This is a genomic window from Luteococcus sp. (assembly GCF_043424415.1).
GTDB lineage: Bacteria > Actinomycetota > Actinomycetes > Propionibacteriales > Propionibacteriaceae > Luteococcus.
This window is the reverse complement of record NZ_JBHWOO010000019.1, coordinates 1-24,780: the sequence shown is the minus strand read 5'-3', so window position 1 is coordinate 24,780 and position 24,780 is coordinate 1. Positions and strand designations below refer to the sequence as shown.

Genomic DNA, 24,780 nt, shown 5'->3' with positions numbered 1-24,780 from the left:
GCTCTCGCCGACCAGGGCGGTGGGGGCGGTCGAGTGCGCCGCCGAGCCCACCCCGTAGAGGCACAGCGCCAGGGTCAACACCCACAGGGCGCCCGGACCGGGAAGGCCGAGAGCCTCGGCGATGGGTCCCGACCAGGGCATCGCCAGGGCCGCCAGGCCGGTGCACAGCCCGGCCAGCACCATCAGCGGGCGACGCCCGACGGTGTCGACGGCACGCCCCACCGGGCCGAGCACGGCCGTCTGGGCCACTGCGGCCAGCGCGAAGATGACGCCGGTGGCCGAGGGGGAATGGTGCAGCCCCTCCACCACCAGCACCGGCACCAGTGAGCTGCGCACGCCGAAGGACTGCCAGCCCTGGGCGAAGTTGGTCAGGCAGGCCGCCCGGTAGCGCACGTCGGCCAGCGCCTCGGACAGCGGCATCACCTGCTTGACCACGGTCGTGTCGCGCTTCGGCGGACGGCTGAGCAGGCACAGCGCGACGATGCCCGCCACGCTCAGGGTGGCGGCGTAGACGAAGAAGGGCGCGGTGAGCGAGATCGCGGCGAAGATGCCGCCGATCGCCGGGCCCGCCATGCCGCCCAGCAGGAAGCCGCCCGAGTAGAGGGCGCTGGCGCGGCCGCGCTGGTGCGGTTCGACGATGCGCAGCAGCAGGCTCATGGCACTGACCGTGAACATGGCCGAGCCGATGCCGCCCAGACCGCGCATCAGCAGCAACGCCCAGAAGCTCGTCGCCAGGCCCGCGGCGGCCGAGGAGGCGGCCACGACGAACATGCCCACGCCCAGCACGGTGCGCTCCCCGAGCCGCTCCACCAGCGGCGGAACAGCCGGACTGGTCGCCAGCCGCATCAGGGCGAAGGCGCTGATCACCAGCCCCACCATGAAATTGGTCACCTGGAAGCTGCGCGCGAAGACCGGCAGCACCGGCACCATCACGCCGAAGCCCACCGAGACGCAGAAGGCGATCACCGAGAGCACCGTCACGTCGCGCGGCAGCCCCGTCCCCTGGCCCGGGCGGGGCAGGGTGAAGTGGGAGCGGCGCGCGGGCGCGTCGGGTGTCTGGGTGGGGCTGTTCACGCGCACAGGTTAGCCTTGCTCACAGCCCAGGTCCTCGGACCCTGCCAACGCAGCTCCCCGCTGTCCCATCCCTGAAAGGTCTTGCATGGCAATCCGACTGTCCGACTCCCTGCGCCGCCGGCTCCCGCAGCCCATCGCCATGCCCGACGACGGCCTGCCCCGGGCCGTGCTCGTCCAGGCCAGTGAACCCAGCGAGGTGCCGCACGGCATCCGTCTGGCCGCCGGCTGGTTCTGGCGCCTGCTGGTGATCGCCGCCGGCATCTACGGCCTGTGGTACATCATGTCGGCCCTGTCCGAGGTGGTGATCCCCCTGGTCGTGGCGGTACTGCTGACCGCCGCGCTGTGGCCCGTCAAGGAGTGGTTGCGGCGCAAGGGCGCCGGCCGGGGTCTGGCGGCGGCCGCCAGCCTGTTGTTGCTGGTTGGGCTCATCACGGCCATCTTCACCCTGGTTGGCACCCAGATCGCCAGCCAGTCCAGCGAGCTGGCCGACGCCTCGGTGGCCAGCTATGCCCAGTTCATGAACTGGCTCGGCGACGGGCCGCTGCAGATCCACCAGGCCCAGATCGACCAGTGGACCACGAGCGTCACCGACTGGGCCAAGACCCAGCAGTCTGCTGGCGCCGGGCTGGCGGCTGCTGCGGGAACCCAGGTGGGTCACTTCATCGCCGGCCTCGCCCTGGCCCTGTTCGCGCTGTTCTACTTCCTCTTCGAGGGACCGGCCATCGCCACCGCCGGGCTCAAGTTCGTCCCACGCGGCTCCCGCGCCCGCGTGGCGGACGCCTGCCTGCGCGGATGGGTCTCCTTGGTCGCCTATGTGCGTGCCGCCGTGATCGTGGCCTTCGTCGATGGTCTGGGCGCCGGCATCGGTGCCGCCCTGGTGGGCTCGAACCTCTTCCTGGCCATCGGTGCCCTGACCTTCATCACTGCCTTCGTCCCGCTGCTGGGTGCCTTCGTGGCTGGCCTGGTGGCCACCAGCGTGGTCCTGCTCACCCTGGGCTGGGTGAAGGCCCTGATCATGCTGGCCGTCTTCGTGCTGGTGATGCAGCTGGAGGCCCACGTGCTGCAGCCCTTCCTGCTGGGCAAGGCCGTCAGCCTGCACCCGCTGATGGTGCTCTACGGGCTGGCCATCGGCAGCATCACCGGTGGCATCGTCGGTGCCCTGTTCGCGGTGCCGGTGCTGGCCTTCGGCAATGCCTTCGTCCGGGCCCTGGTCGCCCAGCAGGGTGAGACCGAGGCGCCCCCGGCCGATGATGAGGTGCCCGGCATCGAGGGCGTGCGTCGCCAACTGGACGAGTCCACCGGAGCGGATGAGGAGCCCGGCCCGGTCGACGAGCTCGCGCGGGCCGTCGTGGACCGCGCGAGCTCCGTCGACGGCACCCGGCAGGAGCCTCCGCATTCCTGACCAGGACCCCTGAATCATCCCCTGCCACGCCCGCCCCGACTTCGGTCTGGGCGGGCGTCGGCATAGGTTCACAGGTATGCAGACACAGACCGAGATCCTCCAGGCCCTGGCCGATGGACGCATCGACGTCGGCCGGGCCGGCCGGCTGCTCGACGAGCTGCGCCAGCCCACGGCGGGCACTGCGGCGGGTACGCAGTCCCAGGGGACGACCAGCTGGGCGGGCATTGCCCGCGGCCTGGCCGGAGCGGCCGGTGACCTGGCCCAGAGCGCCGCGATGGGGCTCGGGCAGGCAGCTCGTCAGCACGCGGGACAGGCCCCGGGTGCCGCCGCCAATCCCGGCGGGCCCCAGCCGGTCGACCACGTCGTCGTGCGTGCCCGCGGACGGCGGGTGCGGCTGGTGGCCGAGCCCGGGCTGGCGAAGGTGGTGGTGCGTGGCGAGCACACGTTGCAGCGCACCGGGAACCGGGTGGAGGTGGAGGCCGAGGGCGACCTGGTGCCTTCACTGGACAAGTTCTCGATGCTGAAGGCCGCGGCCGGCCAGAAGCTGCGCGGCAGTGCAGGGCTCGACCTGGCCGGCCTGGCGCAGGCGGCGATGGGCAGCACCGGGGTGGCCAAGGAGCTGGTGGTGCGGGTGCCGGCCGGGGTCGAGGTGGACGTCGACCTGACCGGCGGGGGCCTGGCCACCGAGGGCCTGGCACGGATCGGACGGCTGCGCGCCAGTGCCGCGGGCCTGAGGCTCTCCGGGCTGGAGCAGATGCGCGACGCGCGGGTGCAGGCCTGCCATGTGGTGCTCCAGGGTGGTTTCGGACTTCGACCTTCCTCGGTCCACGTCGAGTCGGGCAGCCTGCAGCTGGCCCTGGACCTGGATGCCGATGTTCGCGTGGACGTGACCAGCCGGATGGCACGCATCGTGTGGCCGACGGGCCACCCGTCGGGCTCCACCAGCCTGGTGGCTGGCCAGGGCACCGGACGCCTCGCTCTCGACCTGGTGCTGGCGCAGGCCACCATCACGACGGCCAGCGGCACATCGGGCCCGGCCGAGGAGCCGTCTCCCGGGGACTCGAGTCCAGACGAGTCGCCGCGGCAGCCGGATCCTGCACCGACCTCCGGAGCCGCGCAGGACGGTGACGAGGAGGTGCTGGAGGGCGAGATCGTCGACTGATCTGCGGCGTGGGACCAGCGGGCCCGGGGACAGAGACAACCGCACCTGACAGCAGCGCGTCCCCCACCCCGGCCGGGTGGGGGACGCGCTGCTGCAACCGTCTCGTGGAAGGGGTCAGCCCTGGAAGGTCGCCACCTTCAGCACGGTGATCTCGATGTCCTTGCCAGTGGGGGCCGTGTACGTGGTGGTCTCGCCCTGCTTCTTGCCGATCACGGCGGCACCCAGCGGCGACTGGGGGCTGAAGACCTGGATGTCGACGGAGTCGTCCAGTCCCAGCACTTCGCGCGAACCGACCAGGAAGGTGTCGGTGTCGTCCTCGTCGCCGAAGTAGGCCACGGTCACCTGGCTGCCGGGCCCGGCCTCGCCGGTGGCGGGGGCCTCGCCGACCTCGGCGCGCCGCAGGATGTCCTCGAGCTGGACGATGCGCGCCTCCATCTGTCCCTGCTCCTCGCGGGCGGCGTGGTAGCCGCCGTTCTCGGACAGGTCGCCCTCCTCGCGGGCACCGGCGATCTTCTCACTCACCTCGGTGCGGCCATCACCCTTGAGGTACTCCAGCTCGTCGGAGAGCTTGTCGTACGCCTCCCGGGTGAGCCAGACGGTGTCGGTTGCATTCTCGGTCATCCCCTGAACCTATCATCGGGCCTGCGACCACCCAAGGAAGTCCCGCGCGGGCCGCGGATCGCTCAGGCCAGCCGGCAGTGCTCCACGTTGACGCTGACCGCCTTGTTCACGGTCTTCACGGTGACCCGCTGGTGGGTGATCTTCTCGGTGCCCGGGGGGATCTCGGCGTCCAGCTCGCCCACCCGGGCCCCTTCCTGGGCGGTGGCCTTGATGGTGCAGATGGCGGCCTGGGACGGGTCACGACGCTGCACCCGCAGGTCGGCGTGGATCGCGTGCTCGCCGCCGTCGTGGAAGGCGGTCAGGTCGGCCTGGACGGGCTTGGTGGCACCATGCAGGCCGGCCCAGACCATCCAGCCACCGAGCAGGACGGTCATCACGGCGACGAGTGCGAGGTAGAGCGGGCGTCGCCCCTGGGCGGTGGGATAGCGCGCCGCGATGCGCGCTCGGTCTGCGTCGGTCAACTGGCTCACGACCCCCATTGTGCCCTCCATGGCGGACGTGGTCCCCAGCTCGCGGACAGGCGCGCGCCGGGGATGCCCGATTGTGCACAATGGTGGCCATGTCCGACGCCCCCAAGCCCAGCACCGGCCTGCGCCTGATGCACGTGCACGCCCATCCCGACGACGAGTCCAGCAAGGGGGCCGCGACGACGGCCCGCTATGTGGCCGAGGGGGTCGAGGTGATGGTGGTCACCTGTACCGGCGGCGAGCGTGGCAGCGTGCTCAACCCCAAGATGGACCGTCCCGAGGTGCAGGAGAACATTGCGGCGATCCGCGCGCTGGAGATGGAGACCGCCCGCGAGGTGCTGGGCGTCGAGCAGCGCTGGCTGGGTTTCGTCGACTCGGGGCTGCCCGAGGGTGATCCGCTGCCGCCGCTGCCCGAGGGCTGCTTCGCCCTGGAGGATCCTGAGGTGGCGGCCGAGCCGCTGGTGGAGCTGATCCGCGAGTTCCGGCCGCACGTGGTCACCACCTATGACGAGAACGGCGGCTACCCGCATCCGGACCACATCCAGTGCCACCGGGTGACGATGGCTGCGGTGAAGGCCGCCGCCGACGAGCACGCCTGGCCCGGTGCGGGCGAGCCCTGGCAGGTGAGCAAGGTCTATTACCACATGAGCTTCCACCGGCTGCGCTTCGCCGCCCTCGACGCGGCGATGCACGAGCAGGGGATGGACTCTCCCTATGCCGAGCGCCTGGCGGCCTGGGACGACCTCGACTTCGAGAAGCGCATCACCACCTTCGTGCCGTGCGCCGACTACTTCGAGGTGCGGGATGCGGCGCTGCGGGCACATGCCACCCAGATCGACCCCGACGGGCCGTGGTTCGCCGTGCCGACCGAGACACAGAAGCGTGCCTGGCCCACCGAGGACTTCGAGCTGGTCTTCTCCACCGTGGGTACCGCCCACCCCGAGAGCGACCTGTTCGCCGGCCTGCGCGGCGAGCCGCCGATCGACACCAGCGACACCTGGAGCATCTGAGGGTCAGCCGCGCGTCATCCGGGACTCGCGTTCCTGGGCGGCGCGGCCCTCGTCGGTCAGGTCTGCCTCGAAGGGGATCGACGCGTCGATCCGCCGGGAGTGCCGGTTCAGGCTGAGGGCGCCCAGGATGATGAAGGCCGCGATGGCGACGAAGACGACCAGGGTGAACATTCCGCTGCCGAGCATGGGGGTCATGCCCCGAAGGATACGCCCGGCGGTGGCGCGCACACCGTGCGCCGACAGCGCAAGGGCTTGAAGCACCCTGCGCGCCTGAAGAGGATGGGGCCATGGTGACCAACCCCCAGACCCCCGACCAGACCAACCGCCGCCGGGTGCTCATCACCGGTGCCACCGGCAACATCGGCATCGTGCTCAGCGAGGCCTTCCAGGATGACTACGACGTGGTCATGCACGGCCGCACCCCGCGCACCGAGCGCCAGGAGCGCGAGCTGCGCCAGGCCGACCTGGGCAGCGTGGAGGAGATGAGCTCGCTGATGGAGGGTGTCGACAGCGTCGTCCACCTGGCTGGCGCCTCCTCCCCGGAGTCCAGCTGGGAGGACGTGCTGGAGGCCAACATCATCGGGACCCGCACCGTGCTCGAGGCCGCCCGCCTGGCCGGGGTGCGCCGCGTGGTCCACGCCTCCTCCAACCACGCCATGGGCGGCTACGACCGCGACGGCCAGTGGCCCGTCTATCCGCACCAGACCCCGCGTGCCGACTCCTTCTACGGCGTCAGCAAGGCATTCGGCGAGATCCTGGGTCGCTTCTACCACGACGAGTACGGCATTGACTTCATCGCCCTGCGCATCGGCTGGATGAGCGATGATCCTTCGGCCGTCGAGGACGACATCCTGCACGCCATGTGGCTGAGCGAGGACGACGCCGTGCAGGTGGTGCGGCGGGCCATCGAGGCACAGGTGCGCCACGGCGTCTACTACGCCATCAGCGACAACCCGAACCGCCGCTGGTCGATGACCAACACCATGCTGGAGCTGGGTTACCGGCCCCAGGACTCCTGGGGTGACGGGCAGGGCCAGCAGGAGCAGGTGGTGGAGGGTGGCGAGCCCGCCCCCGCGCAGTGGCCCGAGGGTTCCTGAGCCGACGGCTAGGCTGGCGGCGTGCCGAATCGTCTTGCCGAGTCCACCAGCCCCTATCTGCTGCAGCACGCCCACCAGGAGGTGGACTGGTTCCCGTGGGGACCGGACGCCTTCGCAGTCGCCCGCGAGCGCGACCTGCCGCTGCTGGTGAGCACCGGCTATGCCGCCTGCCACTGGTGCCATGTGATGGCCCACGAGAGCTTCGACGACGCCGCCTTGGCTGCCTACATGAACGAGCACTTCGTGAGCGTCAAGGTGGACCGTGAGGAGTCGCCCGACGTCGACGCCGTGTTGATGAATGCCACCCAGGCGCTCACCGGACAGGGCGGCTGGCCGATGACGGTCTTCCTGACCCCCGAGGGCCAGCCCTTCTTCGCCGGCACCTACTTCCCGCCGCAGCCGGCGGGCGGGCAGCCGAGTTTCCTGCAGGTGCTCGAGGCGCTGGCCGGTGCCTGGGGCGAGCGCCGCGACGAGGTGGTTGCCTCGGCCGCCAGCATCACCGAGCAGCTTCGCGCCCTGCAGCCGGTGCAGGCCAGCGACGAGGTGCCCGGCGCCCGCGAGACGCTGGAGCTGCTCGGCAAGGACTACGACATGATCCACGGCGGCTTCGGCGGTGCGCCGAAATTCCCGCCGGCGATGGTGCTGGACGCGCTGCTGGTCAAGGGTGACCCGGCCAGCCTCGACATTGCCCAGCTCACCTGCGAGATGATGGCCCGCGGCGGCCTCTTCGACCGGGTCGGCGGCGGTTTCCACCGTTATGCCGTCGATCCGGGCTGGGTGGTGCCGCACTTCGAGAAGATGCTCTACGACAACGCCCTGCTGCTCGGCAGCTATGTGCGCTGCTGGCGCCGCACCGCCGACCACGACGGCTACAAGCGCGAGGTCTTCGAGCACGTCATCTACTCCACCGTCGAGTGGCTGCAGCGCGAGATGCGCACCGAGCCCGTCGAGGGGCGCCCGGGTGGCGCCTTCGCCGCCAGCCTGGACGCCGACTCGGTCGACATCCGAGGCATGGTGGCCGAGGGCATCTACTACGTGTGGAATCCCGAGCTGCTGGTCGACGCCCTGGGCGAGGCCGACGGCGCCTGGGCCCGCCAGGTCTTCCACGTCCACGAGGCCGGCACCTTCGAGCACGGCCTGTCGACGCTGCAGCTGCACGGCTCGCCCGACCAGGCCCGCCTCACGTCGGTGCTGGACAAGCTGCGTGCCGAGCGGGAGAACCGTTTCGCCCCGCAACGCGACGACAAGGTGGTGGCCGCCTGGAATGGCCTGGCCATCGATTCCCTGGTCAATGCCGCGATGACCTTCGGTGAGCCGGAGTGGCTGGAGCTGGCCCGCGCCGCGGCGGAGCACGTCTGGGCGGTGCACGTCGACGAGCAGGGCGACCGCTTCGTGCGCACCTCGCGCGACGGGCTGGCCGGGAACTCGCCTGCCGTCACCGAGGACCACGGGGCGTTGGCGCTGGGCCTGGCCCGGCTGGCTGGCGCGACCGGCGAGGCGCAGTGGCTGGAACGTGCGGTGTGGCTCGTGGAACGTGCCGACCGGTTGTTCAGCGCCGAGGACGGCGGATTCTTCGACGCCCGGGCCAGCGACGAGCTGTTCAACCAGCCCCGTGACATCACCGACAATGCCACCCCTTCGGGCACCAGCTCGATGGTCGCGGCCCTGCGCCTGGTGGGCCTGATGGCCCAGCGCACGGACCTTGAAGCGCGTGCCGACCGGGCCGCCCGCACGACCTGGCCGCTGGTGGCCTCCCAGCCGCGCTTTGCCGGCTGGAGCCTGGCTGACGCCTTGGTGCTGGACGAGGCCCGTCGGGGCCTGAAGCCGGCGCAGGTGGTCGTCGTGGTCCCCGAGGGCGAGGGCATCGACCGCCTGGCCACTGCTGCCTGGCGGATGGCCCCGGCCGGCTCGGCGATCGTGGTGGGCCGGGAGGGCACTGAGGGCTTCGGAGGCCTGTTCGACCAGCGCACCGCCCGCGACGGCCGCGCCACCACCTATGTCTGCCGCGGCGAGGTCTGCTTCGAGCCCACCAGCGACTACGCCGAGCTCAAGACGCCGCTGTGGAGCCGCTGTTGAGCGTGGCGTACTGACGGCGCAGCGTGCTGGGCGGTGTGCCGAACCAGCGGCGGCAGTTGCGGGTGAGCACCGCCGGGTCGGCCAATCCCACCAATGAGGCGACCTGCCACAGGGGAAGGTTCGTGGTGGTGACCAGCCGCAGCGCCGTCTCGCGGCGCGCGGCGTCGACAATCTCGCCGTAGCTGGTGCCCTCCTCGGCCAGCCGTCGTTGGAGGGTGCGCGGGTGGATCACCAGCAACCGGGCCACTGCATCGAGCAGGGGGGTCGAGGTGCCCAATGAGGACAGCACCACCTGACGGACCCTGTCGCTGGTACTCGGCTCGACGGTGGGGGTTCTGGCCTCGAGGTACTCGACGGCCATTTGGTGGACCAGGGGATTGCCGCTGGCCGGGCGCTGGTCGGCCAGGCTGGCAGGTACTCGCAGCGCATTGGCCCCGACACCGCTGACCACCGGTGCACCGAAGAATCGCCGGGCCCGGGCCGTGCCACCACTGGGGGTGACGGTCATGCGCGCCTGCAGGAGCCCGTAGCCGGGTCCGCACACCAGCGCCAGCACCCGGTGCATCAACCCGAGCCCCAGTTCGGTGCTGATGCCGTCGACGGGCTGGGTCAGCACCAGGTCCATTGTCGGTGACCCGTCACACCGAGGCCCGGGCCTGGTGGAGACCTGTGAGTCGGGGGCGTGCACGAACAGGTACCGATCGGTGCAGGCCAGGGCCTCGCGCACGGTGGGGGCGCTCTCCAGGCCGACGGCCAGCGGCCCGAGGATGCTGGCATCCTGCCTGGCCACCAGGTCGAAGGCGATCCCGGGCTGGTGCAGCCTGGTCTCGGTCAGCCGCAATGCCTGGGCCACGTGCTTGCTGGGAACCAGGGCTGCCTGGTCCACCGCCGAGGCGGGGATTCCAGCCTCCCGGAGCACTGCCGCCCCGTCACCGCCGGCCTCGTCGACGAGTTCGCGCAGGCCGCGCAGGGTCGAGGCACGGACGCGAGCGTGTGCGGACATGACATCCAGCGTCGCCCTTTGTCGTGAAAAATCAAGAGGATGTCGTGCAGGATCAACCCCGATTCTCGTTCGAATGCTTGTCTGGAAGGAAATGAACAATCAGCAGGAGGAATTCGTGAGCCGTCCAGTCCCCGGACCCAAGGTCTTGCCCGTCGTGGGAACCCTGCACGCCCTGGACACCGACGCGCCGATCCAGGGCAATGTGCGCCTGGCCGAGCGCCATGGCGAGATCTTCGCCCACCACCTGCCCGGCCGTGCGCCGCTGCTGATGGTCAGCTCGCGGCGGCTGTGTGACGAGCTGTGCGACGAGTCGCGCTTCGACAAGAGGGTGCACCAGCCGCTGGCCAACATCCGCTCCTTCGCCGGTGACGGGCTGTTCACCGCCCGCACCGAGGAGCCCAACTGGTCCAAGGCACACCGAATCCTGATGCCGGCCTTCAGTCCGATGGCGCTGCGGCCAATGTTCGACGGCATGACCGACATCGCCCGCCAGCTGGTGCTCAAGTGGGAACGACTGGGTCCCGAGGCCGACGTGGACGTGGTGCACGACTTCACGCGCCTGACCCTGGACACCATCGCCCTGTGCTCCTTCTCCTACCGCTTCAACTCCTTCTACTCGGCCGACATGCACCCCTTCGTCGACGCCATGGTGCGGGCCTTGGTGGAGTCAGGGGACCGGGGCCGTCGCCTGCCGGTCATGAACAAGGCGCTGGTGCACAAGCAGCACCAGTACGAGGCCGACCGCGAGCTGATGCACGGCATCGTCGACGACCTGATCGCCCACCGTCGCGCCCACCCACTGCCCGAGGGGCAGCACGACATCCTCGACACCATGCTCGAGGCCCGCGATCCCGAGACGGGGGAGCGGTTGAGCGAGGAGAACGTGCGCTACCAGCTGGTCACCTTCCTGATCGCCGGCCACGAGACCACCTCGGGCCTGCTGAGCTTCACCATCTACGAGCTGCTGCGAAATCCCGACGTGCTGCAGCGCGCCCGTGAGCACGTGGACGAGGTGCTGGGCACACGGCAGCCCAGCTATGAGGACCTGGCACAACTCGGCTACCTCGACCAGGTGTTGCGTGAGACGCTGCGCCTGTGGCCCACGGCTCCCGCCTTTGCCGTGCACTCCTTCGAGTCGACCACCATCGGTGACAGCGCTCCCGGCGCCGGCGACGGCTACCAGGTGGACCCGCAGGACACGGTGATGGTGCTGATCCCGGCGCTGCACCGCGATCCCGAGGTCTGGGCCCAGCCCGAGCGCTTCGACCCCGACCGCTTCGGCTTCGAGCGCGCCCAACAGATCCCGGCCAATGCCTGGAAGCCCTTCGGCAACGGGCAGCGCTCGTGCATCGGGCGTGGCTTCGCGCTGCAGGAGGCGCAGCTGGTGCTGGCCATGATGTTGCAGCGCTTCGACCTGAGCCTGGCCGATCCCGGCTACCAGCTGGAGGTCAAGGAGACCCTCACCCTGAAGCCCGAGGGGCTGCGGGTGCGCTTCGCGACGCGTCCGGGCCGCTCCGATGCGGAACTGGTGCAGGCCGCCATCGCCGGGATGCCGACGGGGGCGGGCCCGCAGCAGGGAGCCGGCCCGGAGGCCGTGCCCAGCATCGAGCCGCACGGTGGGCGGGTGCAGGTTCTCTTCGGCTCCAATGCCGGCACCAGCGAGGCCTTCGCACGTCGCGTGGCCGAGCGTGGCACCCAGCTGGGCTACACGGTGCGCGTGCAGCCCCTCGACGAGGCGACCGATGCGCTGGAGCGCGACGGCGTCGTGGTGGTGGTGACCTCCTCCTACGAGGGTCTGCCGCCCGACAATGCCAAGAGCTTCGTCGACTGGGTGGAGGGCCTGCCCGAGGGCTCCCTGGACGGCGTGCGTCATGCCGTGCTGGGCTGTGGCAACACCGACTGGGCCCGCACCTACCAGCGCATCCCCACCCTGGTGGATGAGCAACTCGCACGGGCCGGCTCCACCGGGGTCCTGGAACGGGGCGTCACCAATGCCCGCGGCGACTTCTTCGGCGCCTTCGACGAGTGGCACCAGCAGCTGTGGCCGGCCATCGGACGGGAACTGGAGATCGACGTGGTCCACGACCTGCCCGACGAGAGGCTGGTGGCCCGGCGGGTGGGATCGGTGCGCGAGCCGCTGGTGCGCGAGGCGGGACTCTCGCTGGCCACCGTCGTCGAGAATCGGGAACTGGTGCGCCAGGAGGGGCCTGACGCCCACTCGGTGCGCCACCTGGAGCTCGCCCTGCCCGAGGGCATGACCTACCGGGCCGGCGACTACCTGGCCGTCCTGCCCACCAATCCGCACGGGGTGGTGGAGCGGGCCCTGGCGCGCTTCGGGCTCTCGCCTGCCTCCCGCGTCCGGCTGGAGGGGGCCAGCAGCTTCCTGCCCACGGGCCAGGAGCTGGCCGCCGGAGAGCTCTTCTCGTCGTGGGTGGAGCTCTCCCTGCCGGCCGGCCGTCGGCAGGTGGAGAGCTTGGCCGAGGCCTGCGCCTGCCCGCCCGAGAAGGCGGAGCTGCTGGCCCTGGCCCAGCAGGAGCGCCATGCCGAGGACGTGCTGGCCCGGCGCGTCTCGGTGCTGGACCTGCTGACGCGCTTCGCCTCGGTCGAGCTGGAGCTGGGGGACTTCCTCGCCATGCTCACCCCCCTGACTCCGCGGCAGTACTCGATCAGCTCCTCCCCACTGTGGCGGCCCGACCACGTGACCATCACGGTCTCGGTGGTGGACGCCCCGGCGCTGTCGGGGAAGGGCTCCTATCGCGGGGCGGCCTCCACCTTCCTGGCCCAGGCGGCGCCCGGCAGTGGTGTCTCGGTGACGGTGCGCCCGGGCCCCGCCGCCTTCGCCCCGCCCGCCGACCTGTCCACCCCGATGGTGATGGTCAGTGCTGGTTCGGGCATCGCGCCCTTCCGTGGATTCCTGCAGGACAGGGCGGCCCGGGCCGAGGCCGAGGGGGTGGTGCCGGCGCCGGCCCTGCTCTTCCACGGCTGCCGACGTGCCGGTGTCGACGACCTGTACGCCGACGAGCTGGCCGAGCTGGAGGCCCGCGGCGTCGTCCAGGTGCGGCGCGCGCACTCGCGCCAGGGTGAGGAGGTCCGCCACGTGCAGGACCGCCTCTGGGCAGACCGGGCCGAGGTGGAGCGCCTGGTGCGCGACGGTGCGCAGTTCTTCGTCTGCGGTGACGGCCGCCACATGGCGCCTGCCGTGCGCGAGACCTGCGTGCGGATCCACCAGGCGGCGATGGGCTGCACTCTCGAGGAGTCGGGGGTCTGGATGGACGCGCAGGAGCGCGAGCACCTGCGCTACGTCTCGGACGTCTTCGCCTGAGTGTCGATCGCGTGACGGGTCCGGTCGTCGTATCGATGACCGGACCCGTCACGCGTGGGACTACTTGCCGAAACGGCGCTCGCGCTGGCTGAAGGAGCGCAGCGCGCGCAGGAAGTCGACGCGGCGGAAGTCGGGCCACAGGGCCTCGCAGAAGTAGAACTCGCTGTGGGCGCTCTGCCACATCAGGAAGCCCGACAGGCGCTGCTCGCCCGAGGTGCGGATGATCAGGTCGGGGTCGGGCTGGCCCTTGGTGTAGAGGTGCTCGCCGATCTGGTCGATCTCCAGGCTCTCGGCCACCTCGTCGAGGCTGCGTCCCTTGGCTGCCTGTTCGCGCAGCAGGGAGCGCACCGCGTCGCGCAGCTCGTGGCGCCCGCCGTAGGCGATGGCGACGTTGACCAGCATTCCGCGGTTGCCGGCGCTGCGCTGGCGGGCGCCGTCCAGGGCCTTGGCCATCGTGGTGGGCAGCAACGCCATGTCGCCCATCGCCTGGACCCTCCAGCGGCCGTCGGCGGCCAGCTCCACCACCAGGTCCTCGATCACCTGGAGCAGGGGAAGCAGCTCCTCGTCGGCGCTGCGGGAGAGGTTGTCGGTGCTCAGCACCCACAGCGTCACCACCTGGATGCCGGCCTCGTCACACCAGCCGACGAAGTCGGTGAGCTTGTCAGCGCCGGCCTGGTAGCCGGCGACCAGCGGCTGGTCGGGGGCATTCATCCGCGCCCAGCGACGATTCCCGTCGGCCAGCACGGCGACGTGGCGCGGCAGGTTGTCGGCGTCGATCTCCTGCAGCAGGCGCGTCTCGTAGGTGCTGTACAGCAGGCCTGACGGGTGCATCCGGTCGAGGGTCTCGGAGAGACGGTCCAGCCTGTTCATGGCTTCAGCCTAGTCGCAGTGGTCGGCCACTCCACCAACCTACGCTACCGTAGGTTATATGCACATACCGGAGCGTGAAGCCGCTCTCACCACACCCCACGCAGCCACCAAGCCACGGCTGCGAGGCTGGCTGCACCAGGGTTTCGCCCCCGTCATGCTGGTGGCCGGAATCCTGCTGGTCGCCCTGGCACCGCAGCGCGACGAGCGGCTGGCCTGCGCGGTCTACACGCTCAGCGCCGTGCTGCTGTTCGGCAACTCCGCCTTCTACCACCGCGGCAGCTGGTCGCCCTCGGTGCATGCGGTCTTCCGCCGGGTGGACCACGCCAACATCTTCGTCTTCATCGCCGGCAGCTACACCCCGATGGCGGTCGGCATGCTGCACGGCCGCAGCCTGCGCCTGCTGCTGGCCCTCATCTGGTCCTGCGCCCTGGTGGGCGTGCTCTTCCGCGTCTTCTGGATCGCTGCCCCGCGCTGGCTCTACGTGGCGCTCTACCTGGCCATGGGCTGGGCCGCACTGGGCTGGATGGGCCAGTTCTGGCACATCGGCGGCCCGGCGGTGGTGGCGCTGATCGCCGCCGGCGGCATCATCTACTCGATCGGCGCCATCGCCTACGGCCTGCGACGGCCCAATCCCTGGCCCGAGACCTTCGGCTTCCACGAGGTCTTCCACCTGTACACCGTGCTGGCCGCCCTGTGCCACTACCTGGCGATCTGCCTGGTGCTGTTCGGCTGAGCGCCTGGCGGCGGCCTGTGCGGCGCGCTCAATCGAGCCCGAGCAGTCCCGCCAGCTCCTCGAGCCGCGAGACCTGGTGCTCCGCGTCGTCGTCGACGGGCATCTCGGGATCCTCCAGCACCACCGCATGCATCCCGGCCCGGTGGGCGGCCTCCGCGTCGATCGGACGGTCACCGACCGCCAGGCACTCGGCCACGTCGAGCCCGTGGCGCTCCAGCAGCACCCGGTACATCTCGGGGTCGGGCTTGCGCGGGTGCCCGTCACAGGTCGAGACCAGGTCGTCGACCTCCAGGCCCAGCCCCTGGACCAGGTCCGTCGCGCTGGCCCGGTCGCGATGGGTCACCACCAGGTTGAGCCCACCCGCGGCATGCACCCGCGCCATCAGCTCCTGGGCGCCGGGCATCGCCGGGGCCGGATCGGTCTCCCACCGCTTCTTGAGTGCCGCATTGGCCTGCTCGAACCGCTCTGGCGCGATGCCGAAGCGTTGCGACAGGGTGCGCACCGCCTCGCCCGTCGAGCGACGCGTCAGCCGGGCGACCTCGATCAGTTCCACCTCGTGCCCGTGCTCGCGCACCACGGCGGCGAAGGCGTCGTCGAGGGCGGGATAGGTGTCCACCAGCGTGCCGCCGAGGTCCCAGAACAGGTGCCGGTACATGCGACCAAGACTAGGGCCCCACTCGGCCCCTGCCCGTGCTTGCCCGCCCCCACTAGGCTCACGGGCATGACCCTGGATCTCTCCCGGCCCCTGCCCGAGCTGCTGCAGGCCATCGTCGACATCGAGTCGGTCAGCGGCAACGAGGCCGAACTGGCCGATGCGGTGGAGAGCGCCCTGCGTGCCCAGCCCCACCTGCAGGTGGCGCGGATCGACAACAATGTCGTGGCCCGCACGCAGCTGGGCCGCGAGCAGCGGGTAGTGGTGGCCGGACACCTCGACACAGTGCCGGTGGCCGGCAACCTGCCCAGCCAGCGCGCCGTCATCGACGGCCAGGAGCGCATCGTCGGCCGCGGCACCTGTGACATGAAGGGCGGGGTGGCCGTCGCCCTGCAACTGGCCGCCGAGCTCGACGCGCCACGGCACGACCTCACCTGGGTCTTCTACGAGAACGAGGAGGTCGCCGCGCCACTCAACGGCCTGGGCATCGTCGCCGACGCCCAGCCAGACCTGCTCCAGGGCGACTTCGCGATCCTGATGGAGCCCACCAGCGCACTGGTAGAGGGCGGCTGCCAGGGGACCCTGCGCTTCTGGATCACCACCCGCGGCACCGCCGCCCACAGCGCCCGCGGCTGGATGGGCCACAACGCCATCCACGACCTGCGCGAGGTGCTGGAGCGCATCGCCGGCTTCGAGCGGCGCGAGATCGACGTCGAGGGCCTCACCTACCGCGAGGGACTCAATGCCGTGCAGGTCGAGGGGGGAGTGGCCGGCAATGTTATCCCCGACAGCTGCCGGGTCCACATCAACTACCGCTTCGCGCCCGACAAGAGCCTGGCCGAGGCCCAGGCGCTGATGACCGACCTGTTCGAGGGCCACGAGCTGGACTGGGTCGACCTGTCCCCGGCGGCGCGCCCCGGGCTGCACCTGCCCGCCGCCAAGGAGTTCCTGGCCGCCGTCGGGGGCGAGCCGGGCCCCAAGTACGGCTGGACCGACGTGGCCCGTTTCAGCGAGCTGGGCGTGCCCGCCGTGAACTTCGGCCCGGCCGATCCCAACAAGGCCCACACCGACGACGAGTTCTGCCCCGTCGAGGACCTCGAGACCTGTGCCGCGGCGCTGCGCCGCTGGCTCGCACCCCTGCCCGCCGCCCAGCCGGCACCGTCCACCACCCAGGAGGAGCAGTGAGTCCCCATCGTGTGAAGCACCCCGTCGACAATGCTCCCGGCCCCGGCGGGGAGCGCATCCAGGGTGCCGTGGTGCGTCGCGGAGACCAGCACGCCGGCGCCACCACCGACGAGCGGCTGCTCGCCGACCAGACCGAGGGCTGGCGACACACCGATCCGTGGCGGATCATGCGCATCCAGTCGGAATTCGTCGAGGGCTTCGACGCCCTGGCCGAGATCGGCCCGGCGGTCAGCATCTTCGGATCGGCCCGCACCAGCCCCGCCCACCCCATGTACCAGGCGGCCGAGCGCCTCGGTGCGGAGCTGACCCGCCGGGGGCGTGCCGTGGTCACCGGTGGTGGGCCCGGCATCATGGAGGCCGCCAATCGGGGTGCCGACCTGGCCGGCGGTGTCTCGGTGGGGCTGGGCATCGAACTGCCCTACGAGGCCAGCATGAACCGCCACGTGAACCTGGGGATCAACTTTCGCTACTTCTTCGCCCGCAAGGTGATGTTCCTCAAGTACGCCCAGGGCTTCATCGTGATGCCGGGCGGCTTCGGCACCTTCGATGAGCTCTTCGAGGCCCTGACCCTTTCCCAGACCGGCAAGGTGCTCCACTTCCCCGTGGTGCTCTTCGGTCGTGACTACTGGGGAGGCCTGGTCGACTGGCTGCGGGAACGCGCGCTGGCCGACGGCTACCTTGCCCCGGCCGACCTGGACATGTTCCTGGTCACCGACGACGAGCAGGAGGCGCTGCGACACGTCCTGGGCGAGGGCGCCGAGCGCGCCTGAGCCCAGCCGGTCATGACACCATGGATGCCATGGTCTGGTTCCTGGTGGCAGTGGTGGTGCTCATCCTCGGCGCGACGGCCGTCGTCGCCTCTGGACGGTGGGGCCAGATGCCTGCACTGGATGACGAGCGCCTGGTCGACGACCTGCCCACCGGGCCCCTGGAGGCCGAGGACCTGCGCGAGGTCCGCTTCGCCGTGGTGCCGCGCGGCTATTCGATGGCCGAGGTGGACCGCCTGTTGGCCCGGGTGGCCGACCAGCTCGACGAGCAGCCGGTGCAGCGGCCCGTCACGGCCGTGGCAGACGTCGAGGAGGAGCTCGTCAGCCGGCCACGCAGGGTCGGAATGGGGAATGACGCGCCCCATGCGGAATAATGGGAACAAAACGTCGAGGAGATGAGGAAGCGCAATGGCTGCAATGAAGCCCCGCACTGGTGATGGTCCCATGGAGGTCACCAAGGAAGGCCGTGGCATCGTGATGCGTGTTCCGGTTGACGGCGGAGGCCGTCTGGTGGTCGAACTCAACGCAACCGAGGCCGGTGACCTGCTCAAGTGCCTGCAGGAGATCGTCGGCTGACCACGGCCAACGACGGTCCGCGGTGGCGCCGCAGGCGTCCCCAAACGGCGTGCCATCCCCGGCAGGGGAGGGCACGCCGTTGGCCTGTGCGGGCCTCAGGCGGGGGGCGCCGACGTGCTGCGCGCGGCGTGGCGCTCGATGGCGGCGCGGTAGACCTCGACGGTCTGCTGGGCGATGGTCCGCCAGCTGAAGTGGTCGATGCAGCGCTGGCGGCCGGCCTGGCCGAAACGGCGGACCAGCTCCGGATCGCGGGTCAGCTCGTTGATCCGCTCGGCGAAGGTCTTCTCGAAGGTGGCGATGAAGTCCTCGTCGCCGGCCCGGGCCGGGTCATAGTCCACCAAGTAGCCGGTCTCGCCGTCGACGACCACCTCGGGGATGCCGCCCACGGCGCTGGCGACGACGGCGGTCTCGGTGGCCATCGCCTCGAGTTTCACGATGCCCAGCGGCTCGTAGATCGACGGGCAGGCGAAGACGGTGGCATTGCTCATCACCTGGCGCACACTGGCGCGGGGCAACATCTCCTGCACCCACACCACGCCGCCGCCGCGGCTCTGCTTGACCTCGGCGAAGGCGAGGTTGAACTCCTCGGCAATCTCGTGGGTGTCCGGGGCGCCGGCCAGCAGGATCACCTGGGTCTCGGGGTCCAGGTGCTTGGCCGCCCGCACCAGGTGCACCAGCCCCTTCTGCCGGGTGATGCGCCCGACGAAGACCACCGACGGCTTGCCGGGGTCCATGCCGATCTGCTCGCACACGTCGGTGCCGTGGTCGGGCTTGAACTCCTCGGGGTCGATGCCGTTGAGCACGACGTGGATCTTGTCGGCCTCCAGCTGCGGGTAGGCCTGGAGGATGCCCTTCTTCATGCCCTCGCTCACCGCGATGACCGCGTCGGCGCCCTCATAGGCGGTGCGCTCGGCCCAGGAGCTCAGGGCATAGCCGCCGCCGAGCTGCTCGGCCTTCCAGGGGCGGTCGGGTTCCAGCGAGTGCGCACTGACCACGTGTGGGCGGTCGAGGAAGAGCCCCGCCAGGTGGCCGGCCAGGTTGGCATACCAGGTGTGGGAGTGCACCACGTCGGTGGCGGGATCGATCGCGTCGACCATCGACAGGTCGGCACCGAAGACGCGCAGGGCCGCATTGGCGCCGGGCGGGAAGTTCTCCTGGTGGGCGGTGGCGCCGTCGCGGGGCTCGCCCATGCACTGGACGTCGACGTCGACGAACCTGCGCAGCTGGGGGACGAGCTGGGCGACGTGCACCCCAGCACCCCCGTAGATCGAGGGTGGGTATTCGCGGGTGAGGATGGATACGCGCATGAGCTGAGAATGGCACAGGGGTGGCGCCACCACAATGCCCGGGCCGGCAACTGACCGCGGTGGGGAACACTTGGTGACATCGATCCGAAAGCACGGGGTCAAGTGATGGACATGCCTTGTCAGTGGACCTTGTCGAGCCATAGGTTCATGGCATGTCCACAAGACCAAAGGTGCTCTCCATGGTCCTCGCCGGTGGCGAGGGCAAGCGACTCATGCCGCTGACCGCAGACCGCGCGAAGCCGGCCGTCCCCTTCGGGGGAACCTACCGCCTGATCGACTTCGTGCTGTCGAACCTCGCCAACTCCGAGCTTCGCCAGATCTGCGTGCTGACGCAGTACAAGTCGCACTCGCTCGACCGTCACATCTCTCTCACCTGGCGGATGTCGACGATGCTCGGCAACTACGTGACCCCGGTGCCCGCCCAGCAGCGCCTCGGGCCGCAGTGGTACCAGGGCAGCGCCGACGCCATCTACCAGTCGATGAACCTGATCCGTGACGAGGAACCCGACTACATCGTCGTCTTCGGGGCCGACAACATCTACCGGATGGACGTCAGCCAGATGCTGCAGGCGCACATCGACTCCGGGCTGGAGGCGACCGTCGCCGGCATCCGTGTGCCGCGCCACGAGGCCAGCGCCTTCGGGATCATCGACGCCGACGAGAAGGGCAAGATCAAGCAGTTCCTGGAGAAGCCGGGCGACCCGCCCGGCCTGCCCGACTCCCCGGAGGAGTCCTTCGCCTCGATGGGCAACTACATCTTCACCACCAAGGCGCTGGTGGAGGCCCTCGAGTCCGATGCCAAGGACCCCAATGCCGGCCACGACATGGGCGGCGACATCATCCCCGCCTTCGTCGCCAAGGGCGAGGCGCAGGTCTACGACTTCAAGGACAATGTCGTCCCCGGCGCCACCGACGAGGACCGCAGTTACTGGCGTGACGTGGGCACCATCGACGCCTACCACGAGTCCCACATGGACCTGGTCAACGTCGTGCCGCAGTTCAACCTGTACAACAAGCACTGGCCCATCTGGACCACCCATGTGCAGGCGCCCGGTGCCAAGTTCACGATGCGTGGCAATGCCGAGGACTCGATCGTCTCGCCCGGCTGCATCATCTCGGGCGGCGACGTCGACCGCACGGTGATGAGCCCTGATGTCCACATCGAGAAGTGGGCCCGGGTCGACAGCTCGATCCTGATGAGCGGTGTGCGCATCGGCCGCAATGCCGTGGTGCACAATGCCATCCTCGACAAGAACGTCATCGTCCCCGACGGGGTGGAGATCGGCGTCAACCACGACCACGACCGTGCACGCGGCTTCACCGTCAGTGACGGCGGCATCACGGTGGTCGGCAAGGGACTGATCGTTCCCGGCATCGAGTGGTGACCACGCCCCATCGGGCGAGCCCCGAGCACCCGGACGACTGACTGGGCCCGCATCCCCTCGGGGATGCGGCCCCAGTCGCTGTCATGACCGGCGGACGGTTCCGGCCGGCGTGGCCTGCCGTCAGGCCTTGATGGCGGCCAGCAGGCCGGTGCCCACGGCGAGAGGGGCCGCTCCTACCCGCGGCACTCCTCCAGGGCCTGGATGGTCCGTGACATCGTTGGGCTCGCGGTCCAATCGTCTTGGCCCCACAACATCATCAGGTCACCAATGTTCGCGCCAGGGCACCACGCCAAGGTGGAGTAGGTCAGCGACTCCGCAGTGGTTGGTCCAAGTTCGCGAGGCGGCTGCAACCCATGGGACCGTCGCACGGACACTGTTGGATCCATACTGTGCGGCGCACTCACTCCCATAGGGCCGCGGTCGGTGAGCAGGACACGGTTGGGGAGGGCCTCTCGTCGAGGGGCCCTTTGGTAGATGTCGGCCACCGACTGGACAGCGGCGGGCAAGTAGCCGCGCAGCGGCGGAGTCGTGCACACAGTGACATCCAGGTCTGGGACAGGAGAGCAAACCGTACTCGCGTAGCTCGCCGCCCAGATCCGGTCGACATCCTGTACCGGAACACGCGGTGCCGGGATCATTGCGGCCAAAGCCAGCACCATCACCAGAGCGGGGATCCAGATGCCCCGCATGAACCAACCAGCCACGGTCCCGAGCACGCAGAGCAGCCCCGCCTCCAGAAGGACCAAGAGCGTCGGCGTCATTCCGCCCGCGAGCTCGCTCAAGGCCACAGCCACGCCCGACTGAGTGGCGAGCGTTGCGGTGCTCAACAGCGCAAGGGCACCGATCGGCACCCCGAGGGCCGTGGTCGTTGCCATGATGGACCGCCGGCACTCCTGAAGGAGGAGCGACCATCGAGGTCGGCCGGAGAGTTGTTGCCAGACGGCCACCCCGGTGCGCCATCGAGTCTGACCGATGACGACACCCACCAGGGCGCCGAGAGGTGCGTGGATGAAAGCTCCTGAGGGCACCTCGTTGCCGAGCAGCAGGCGGGGGCTACCACCCCACTTGCCAACAGACGCAAGCAGTGTCCACGTGCACACGAAGCCGGCGATGACTGTGAGGGGACGGGATCGGCTGACTCGCCCCAACCCCTGTGCCAGAGTGCTGGCAGTGGCCTCGCCATGGATTGTTGTGAGTGATCCGAACCTCGCCAGGGCCGGCCCGTCGTGCACTGCCACACGGGTGCCTGACGTGTGCACCAACATGCCTGCCACCGCCAAGGCTGCGCTCACCGGGATGCTCAAGTTCCATGACCCACTGGAAAAATGTGGATCCACGGGAGCTCGCAGGAAGCCCACCATGCCGTGCAACGGCCCCGGATACTGCGGCCACGCGAACATCATCGAGGTGAGTGAAGCGGTCAATGGCAATAGCCACAAGGCGGTACTGCCGACCAGCCCGAGACCGATGAGTCCCAGCCCAAGCAAGGCGCAACAGTTGCGCCAGGTGGCCATGGGGCCCAATCCGTCAGCACTGGCGGGCGTGAGAAGCCACGCGCCCAGAGCCGTTGTGCCCAAGGTTAGTGCAAGCAATGCTGCCCGACGCCAGAGCAGAGGGCGTGGAGCGACCACGTCTTGCGAATCCTCGCAGGAAAAAGTGAACAGCAGGGGGAGGGTCATGGCTGTCCCCAGCCAGAGCGGTGCGACATCCACGCCGCCGCCGTCGCTGTTGATCACGAGTAGTGCGGCACGGACGGCCACGGCACCAAGGGTGCTGACCGCGAGCGCCTGGGGGAGGTGGTTGTGTCTAATCCACAAGACCACGCCGTGTTTCATCGGCCCACCAGTTCCAGATAGCGATCACGAACTGGTCCCAGCTCACGACTGGTGGCGAACTGGTTGAAGTCATCGGCAAAGAGGAATTCTCCTTGGTCCATCACGGCAAGACTGTCCGCGTGGTGAATCACGTCCTCAACCAAGTGGGTGGACACTATGACCACTGATTGCCGGGCGACTCCTTGGAGAATTCGAGACAGTGCATCCCGCTGGGCCATGTCGAGACCGGCTGAGGGCTCGTCCAGAAGGACCAGGCCCGGGTCGCCCACGAGTGCCGATCCGATCGCCACGCGCCTGCGCATTCCACCGGAGAGCTTGGAGATGCGCTCCGATGCCCGGTCGCTCAGGTCGATCAGCTCCATGACACGCTCAGCTTCGCTCGCTGCAGCTCCATGGGGGATACGGCGCAACCAACACATGTACAGGAGGTGCTCTCTGACGGTGAATGAAGACTTGCCCAAGTTCTCTTGGGGGCAGTAGCCCAGGTGCTGGCGAATCCCCGGACCGGAGTGCCCATCGAACTCGATCACGCCCGTGCTGACGGGCTGCAGGGTGGCGATGGCCCGGAGAAGTGAACTCTTGCCGGCACCATTAGGGCCCAGGAGGGCGTGCAGTCCCGCATCCAGCCGCCAGCTCACCGCCGACACGGCGATGCGCCGACGATGGGCGATCGTGACGTTGTCAATCCGAAGGGTCATCGTACTCCTCGGTTCCATCAGATGATTGCAGCTGGAATGGCTGCGGGGCATCGGCTGCTGGCAGCCGATGCCCCGTCACGTGCTGCCGGGTCATTGCGTCTCGAAGGACCCCCCATAGGGCATGCCCGCCAAGCAGCGAACCGCGACGTACTGGCCCGGGCTGGCCCACACTGAGGTGCGGTCCGGAGCATTGCTGCAATCCAGACGGATCCGGAAGGTCCCGGAGCCTCGGTCGCAGGTCCCGACCGCGTCACGGTTGCTCATCTCGTAGTGGCAGCCATAGGGGACGGCCATGGCTGTGCGGGGCGTGACCAGCATTCCGCCGAGTGCGAGGGCGACGGCAGCGGCTCCCGCCCCAACCTTGTGAGTGTTCTTGAACATCCTTGTTCCCTTCGACTGGCTGGGGATGGGCCGCCACATTGCGGCCCATCCCCAGCGTCCCCCCCTGTGAAATTCTGTCAAGGCCTTGCAGGCAAGGATTTCTGCCCGTCAGGCCTTGATGGCGGCCAGCAGGCCGTCGCCGAGCGGCAGCAGCAGCGGGGTGAACTCCTCGGTCTCCGCGACGGCCGACAGGGCCTCGCGGATGATCAGCGTCTCGTCGTCGTCATTGGACGGGTCAGCCACCAGGTTCTTCCACAGGGCGTTGTTGATCACGACGACGCCGCCGTGGCGCAGCAGACGCAGCGCCTGGCCGACGTACTCGCCGTACTCCAGCTTGTCGCCGTTGACGAAGACCATGTCGTAGGCGCCGTCGCGCAGCTTGGGCAGCACCTCGAGCGGGATGCCGGCGATCAGCCGGAAGCGGTTGCTGGCGATGCGGGCGGCCTGGAACTCGCGGCGGGCCGCGGCCTGGCGCTCCGGCTCGGGGTCGATGCTGGTGATGATCCCCTCGGAGCCCATGCCCTCGAAGATCGCGAGGCCCGAGACGCCGGTTCCGGTGCCGACCTCGACGACGGCCCTGGCCCCGACCAGGCGGGTGAGGAAGCGCAGCGCGGTGGCGGCACCGTTGCTGATGGTCTCGAGGCCCAGGGAGACGGCCTGCTCACGGGCGTCGCGCAGCGTGTCGCCGGGCGTGACGAAGTCCTCGGCAAAGCCCAGGGAACGGGCGTCCAGGACGGCGGAGGAGTTCTGTGCGGGGTTGGTCTGGGTCACGTGGCACACACTACCGAATCGGGTGCGCGCTGCCCGGGAAGCCTCAGGTGCAGGTGGAGGGCTTGGGCAGGTCCTAGGATTGGTTCATGAGCCACGCCGTGAACGCCGAGATCGTCGGCAATGTCCTGTCCGTCGAGGTTGCCGTGGGGGATGCTGTCACCAGCACGCAGCCCGTGGTGGTGCTCGAGTCGATGAAGATGGAGATCCCGGTCCTCGCCGAGGTGGCCGGCAAGGTCACCGAGGTCGTCGTGCAGGCCGGTGACGTCGTCCACGACGGCGACCCGCTGGTGATGATCGAGGAGAGCTGAACCATGGATGATCCCCTGATGCCCGTCTTCGGACGAGTCCTGACCGCAATGGTCACCCCGATGGACGCCGACGGCGCG

At 69.5% G+C, this 24,780-nt stretch carries 25 protein-coding genes; 13 read left to right on the top strand and 12 right to left on the bottom strand.

The genetic code is table 11. From position 1 onward, the window contains the following. The coding region (locus tag ACHFFZ_RS00850) for an MFS transporter (protein ID WP_394274773.1) at positions 1–1,074 on the bottom strand (1,074 nt) is incomplete at its 3' end. An 85-nt stretch (positions 1,075–1,159) separates the two neighbouring features. Here ACHFFZ_RS00850 and ACHFFZ_RS00845 point away from each other — a divergent pair. Together ACHFFZ_RS00845 and ACHFFZ_RS00840 are read left to right on the top strand one after the other, a co-directional pair. Next, positions 1,160–2,476, top strand: coding sequence for an AI-2E family transporter (locus ACHFFZ_RS00845; protein ID WP_394274772.1), 1,317 nt, complete (start codon positions 1,160–1,162; stop codon positions 2,474–2,476). Positions 2,477–2,552: 76 nt separating this feature from the next. Continuing rightward, positions 2,553–3,638 (top strand): hypothetical protein, encoded by a 1,086-nt coding sequence (locus tag ACHFFZ_RS00840; protein WP_394274771.1) that lies wholly within the window; start codon positions 2,553–2,555, stop codon positions 3,636–3,638. Between the two features lie 114 nt (positions 3,639–3,752). Here the strand turns inward: ACHFFZ_RS00840 and greA are convergent, their stop codons facing one another. Continuing rightward, positions 3,753–4,259, bottom strand: a complete 507-nt coding sequence (gene greA / locus ACHFFZ_RS00835; RefSeq protein WP_394274770.1) for a transcription elongation factor GreA — start codon at positions 4,257–4,259, stop codon at positions 3,753–3,755. Between the two features lie 62 nt (positions 4,260–4,321). Further along, entirely contained in the window at positions 4,322–4,729 is a 408-nt protein-coding gene (locus ACHFFZ_RS00830; RefSeq protein WP_394274769.1) for a DUF4307 domain-containing protein, read from the bottom strand. Between the two features lie 89 nt (positions 4,730–4,818). Here ACHFFZ_RS00830 and mca point away from each other — a divergent pair, with 89 nt between their 5' ends. Continuing rightward, positions 4,819–5,736: a mycothiol conjugate amidase Mca gene (gene mca / locus ACHFFZ_RS00825; RefSeq protein ID WP_394274768.1), complete on the top strand. Its 918-nt coding sequence runs from the start codon at positions 4,819–4,821 to the stop codon at positions 5,734–5,736. A 3-nt stretch (positions 5,737–5,739) separates the two neighbouring features. Here mca and ACHFFZ_RS00820 read toward each other — a convergent pair whose 3' ends face one another. After that, positions 5,740–5,931 carry a hypothetical protein gene (locus ACHFFZ_RS00820; RefSeq protein WP_394274767.1) on the bottom strand — a complete coding sequence of 64 codons (192 nt, stop codon included), beginning with the start codon at positions 5,929–5,931 and terminating at the stop codon, positions 5,740–5,742. Positions 5,932–6,023: 92 nt separating this feature from the next. On the opposite strand from ACHFFZ_RS00820, the gene ACHFFZ_RS00815 reads away from it, so the two are divergent. Further along, complete coding sequence (locus ACHFFZ_RS00815) at positions 6,024–6,833, top strand: NAD-dependent epimerase/dehydratase family protein (protein WP_394274766.1); 810 nt, start codon at positions 6,024–6,026, stop codon at positions 6,831–6,833. A 21-nt stretch (positions 6,834–6,854) separates the two neighbouring features. Next, positions 6,855–8,909 carry a thioredoxin domain-containing protein gene (locus tag ACHFFZ_RS00810; protein WP_394274765.1) on the top strand — a complete coding sequence of 685 codons (2,055 nt, stop codon included), beginning with the start codon at positions 6,855–6,857 and terminating at the stop codon, positions 8,907–8,909. Here the strand turns inward: ACHFFZ_RS00810 and ACHFFZ_RS00805 are convergent. After that, on the bottom strand, positions 8,881–9,912 hold the full coding sequence (locus ACHFFZ_RS00805; RefSeq protein WP_394274764.1) for an AraC family transcriptional regulator ligand-binding domain-containing protein: 1,032 nt from the start codon (positions 9,910–9,912) through the stop codon (positions 8,881–8,883). The two genes, ACHFFZ_RS00810 and ACHFFZ_RS00805, sit on opposite strands and share 29 nt — an antisense overlap. Before the next feature lie 115 nt (positions 9,913–10,027). Here ACHFFZ_RS00805 and ACHFFZ_RS00800 point away from each other — a divergent pair, with 115 nt between their 5' ends. Then, on the top strand, positions 10,028–13,234 hold the full coding sequence (locus ACHFFZ_RS00800; protein ID WP_394274763.1) for a bifunctional cytochrome P450/NADPH--P450 reductase: 3,207 nt from the start codon (positions 10,028–10,030) through the stop codon (positions 13,232–13,234). Between the two features lie 60 nt (positions 13,235–13,294). On the opposite strand, the gene ACHFFZ_RS00795 is transcribed toward ACHFFZ_RS00800, so the two are convergent. Next, positions 13,295–14,104, bottom strand: a complete 810-nt coding sequence (locus ACHFFZ_RS00795; protein WP_394274762.1) for an isoprenyl transferase — start codon at positions 14,102–14,104, stop codon at positions 13,295–13,297. Positions 14,105–14,162: 58 nt separating this feature from the next. On the opposite strand from ACHFFZ_RS00795, the gene ACHFFZ_RS00790 reads away from it, so the two are divergent. Then, positions 14,163–14,837, top strand: coding sequence for a hemolysin III family protein (locus tag ACHFFZ_RS00790; RefSeq protein ID WP_394274761.1), 675 nt, complete (start codon positions 14,163–14,165; stop codon positions 14,835–14,837). Between the two features lie 28 nt (positions 14,838–14,865). Here ACHFFZ_RS00790 and ACHFFZ_RS00785 read toward each other — a convergent pair whose 3' ends face one another. After that, positions 14,866–15,492 carry an HAD-IA family hydrolase gene (locus tag ACHFFZ_RS00785; RefSeq protein WP_394274760.1) on the bottom strand — a complete coding sequence of 209 codons (627 nt, stop codon included), beginning with the start codon at positions 15,490–15,492 and terminating at the stop codon, positions 14,866–14,868. Positions 15,493–15,558: 66 nt separating this feature from the next. Between ACHFFZ_RS00785 and dapE the strand changes: the two genes are divergently transcribed. The 4 genes from dapE to ACHFFZ_RS00765 are packed head-to-tail and all read left to right on the top strand — an operon-like array spanning position 15,559 to position 18,017. Continuing rightward, on the top strand, positions 15,559–16,674 hold the full coding sequence (gene dapE / locus ACHFFZ_RS00780) for a succinyl-diaminopimelate desuccinylase (RefSeq protein WP_394274759.1): 1,116 nt from the start codon (positions 15,559–15,561) through the stop codon (positions 16,672–16,674). After that, the gene (locus tag ACHFFZ_RS00775) at positions 16,671–17,444 is read left to right on the top strand and encodes a TIGR00730 family Rossman fold protein (RefSeq protein ID WP_394274758.1); all 774 of its coding nucleotides are present in this window, start codon (positions 16,671–16,673) and stop codon (positions 17,442–17,444) included. The genes dapE and ACHFFZ_RS00775 overlap by 4 nt, the downstream gene beginning before the upstream one ends. A 29-nt stretch (positions 17,445–17,473) precedes the next feature. Next, the gene (locus ACHFFZ_RS00770) at positions 17,474–17,815 is read left to right on the top strand and encodes a DivIVA domain-containing protein (protein WP_394274757.1); all 342 of its coding nucleotides are present in this window, start codon (positions 17,474–17,476) and stop codon (positions 17,813–17,815) included. A 34-nt stretch (positions 17,816–17,849) separates the two neighbouring features. Further along, on the top strand, positions 17,850–18,017 hold the full coding sequence (locus ACHFFZ_RS00765; protein ID WP_394274756.1) for a DUF3117 domain-containing protein: 168 nt from the start codon (positions 17,850–17,852) through the stop codon (positions 18,015–18,017). Positions 18,018–18,112: 95 nt separating this feature from the next. Here ACHFFZ_RS00765 and glgA read toward each other — a convergent pair whose 3' ends face one another. After that, on the bottom strand, positions 18,113–19,324 hold the full coding sequence (gene glgA, locus ACHFFZ_RS00760) for a glycogen synthase (RefSeq protein WP_394274755.1): 1,212 nt from the start codon (positions 19,322–19,324) through the stop codon (positions 18,113–18,115). 152 nt (positions 19,325–19,476) lie between these two features. Here glgA and glgC point away from each other — a divergent pair, with 152 nt between their 5' ends. Then, on the top strand, positions 19,477–20,709 hold the full coding sequence (gene glgC, locus ACHFFZ_RS00755) for a glucose-1-phosphate adenylyltransferase (protein ID WP_394274754.1): 1,233 nt from the start codon (positions 19,477–19,479) through the stop codon (positions 20,707–20,709). A 173-nt stretch (positions 20,710–20,882) separates the two neighbouring features. On the opposite strand, the gene ACHFFZ_RS00750 is transcribed toward glgC, so the two are convergent. From ACHFFZ_RS00750 to ACHFFZ_RS00735, 4 genes are all read right to left on the bottom strand, one after another. Next, positions 20,883–22,469, bottom strand: a complete 1,587-nt coding sequence (locus ACHFFZ_RS00750) for a hypothetical protein (protein ID WP_394274753.1) — start codon at positions 22,467–22,469, stop codon at positions 20,883–20,885. A gap of 71 nt (positions 22,470–22,540) precedes the next feature. After that, positions 22,541–23,242 carry an ATP-binding cassette domain-containing protein gene (locus ACHFFZ_RS00745; RefSeq protein ID WP_394274752.1) on the bottom strand — a complete coding sequence of 234 codons (702 nt, stop codon included), beginning with the start codon at positions 23,240–23,242 and terminating at the stop codon, positions 22,541–22,543. 90 nt (positions 23,243–23,332) lie between these two features. Next, positions 23,333–23,623, bottom strand: a complete 291-nt coding sequence (locus tag ACHFFZ_RS00740) for a hypothetical protein (RefSeq protein WP_394274751.1) — start codon at positions 23,621–23,623, stop codon at positions 23,333–23,335. Positions 23,624–23,731: 108 nt separating this feature from the next. Beyond that, entirely contained in the window at positions 23,732–24,394 is a 663-nt protein-coding gene (locus ACHFFZ_RS00735) for an O-methyltransferase (protein WP_394274750.1), read from the bottom strand. 86 nt (positions 24,395–24,480) lie between these two features. Here ACHFFZ_RS00735 and ACHFFZ_RS00730 point away from each other — a divergent pair, with 86 nt between their 5' ends. Next, entirely contained in the window at positions 24,481–24,702 is a 222-nt protein-coding gene (locus tag ACHFFZ_RS00730; protein WP_394274749.1) for a biotin/lipoyl-binding carrier protein, read from the top strand. Positions 24,703–24,780 lie beyond the last annotated feature (78 nt).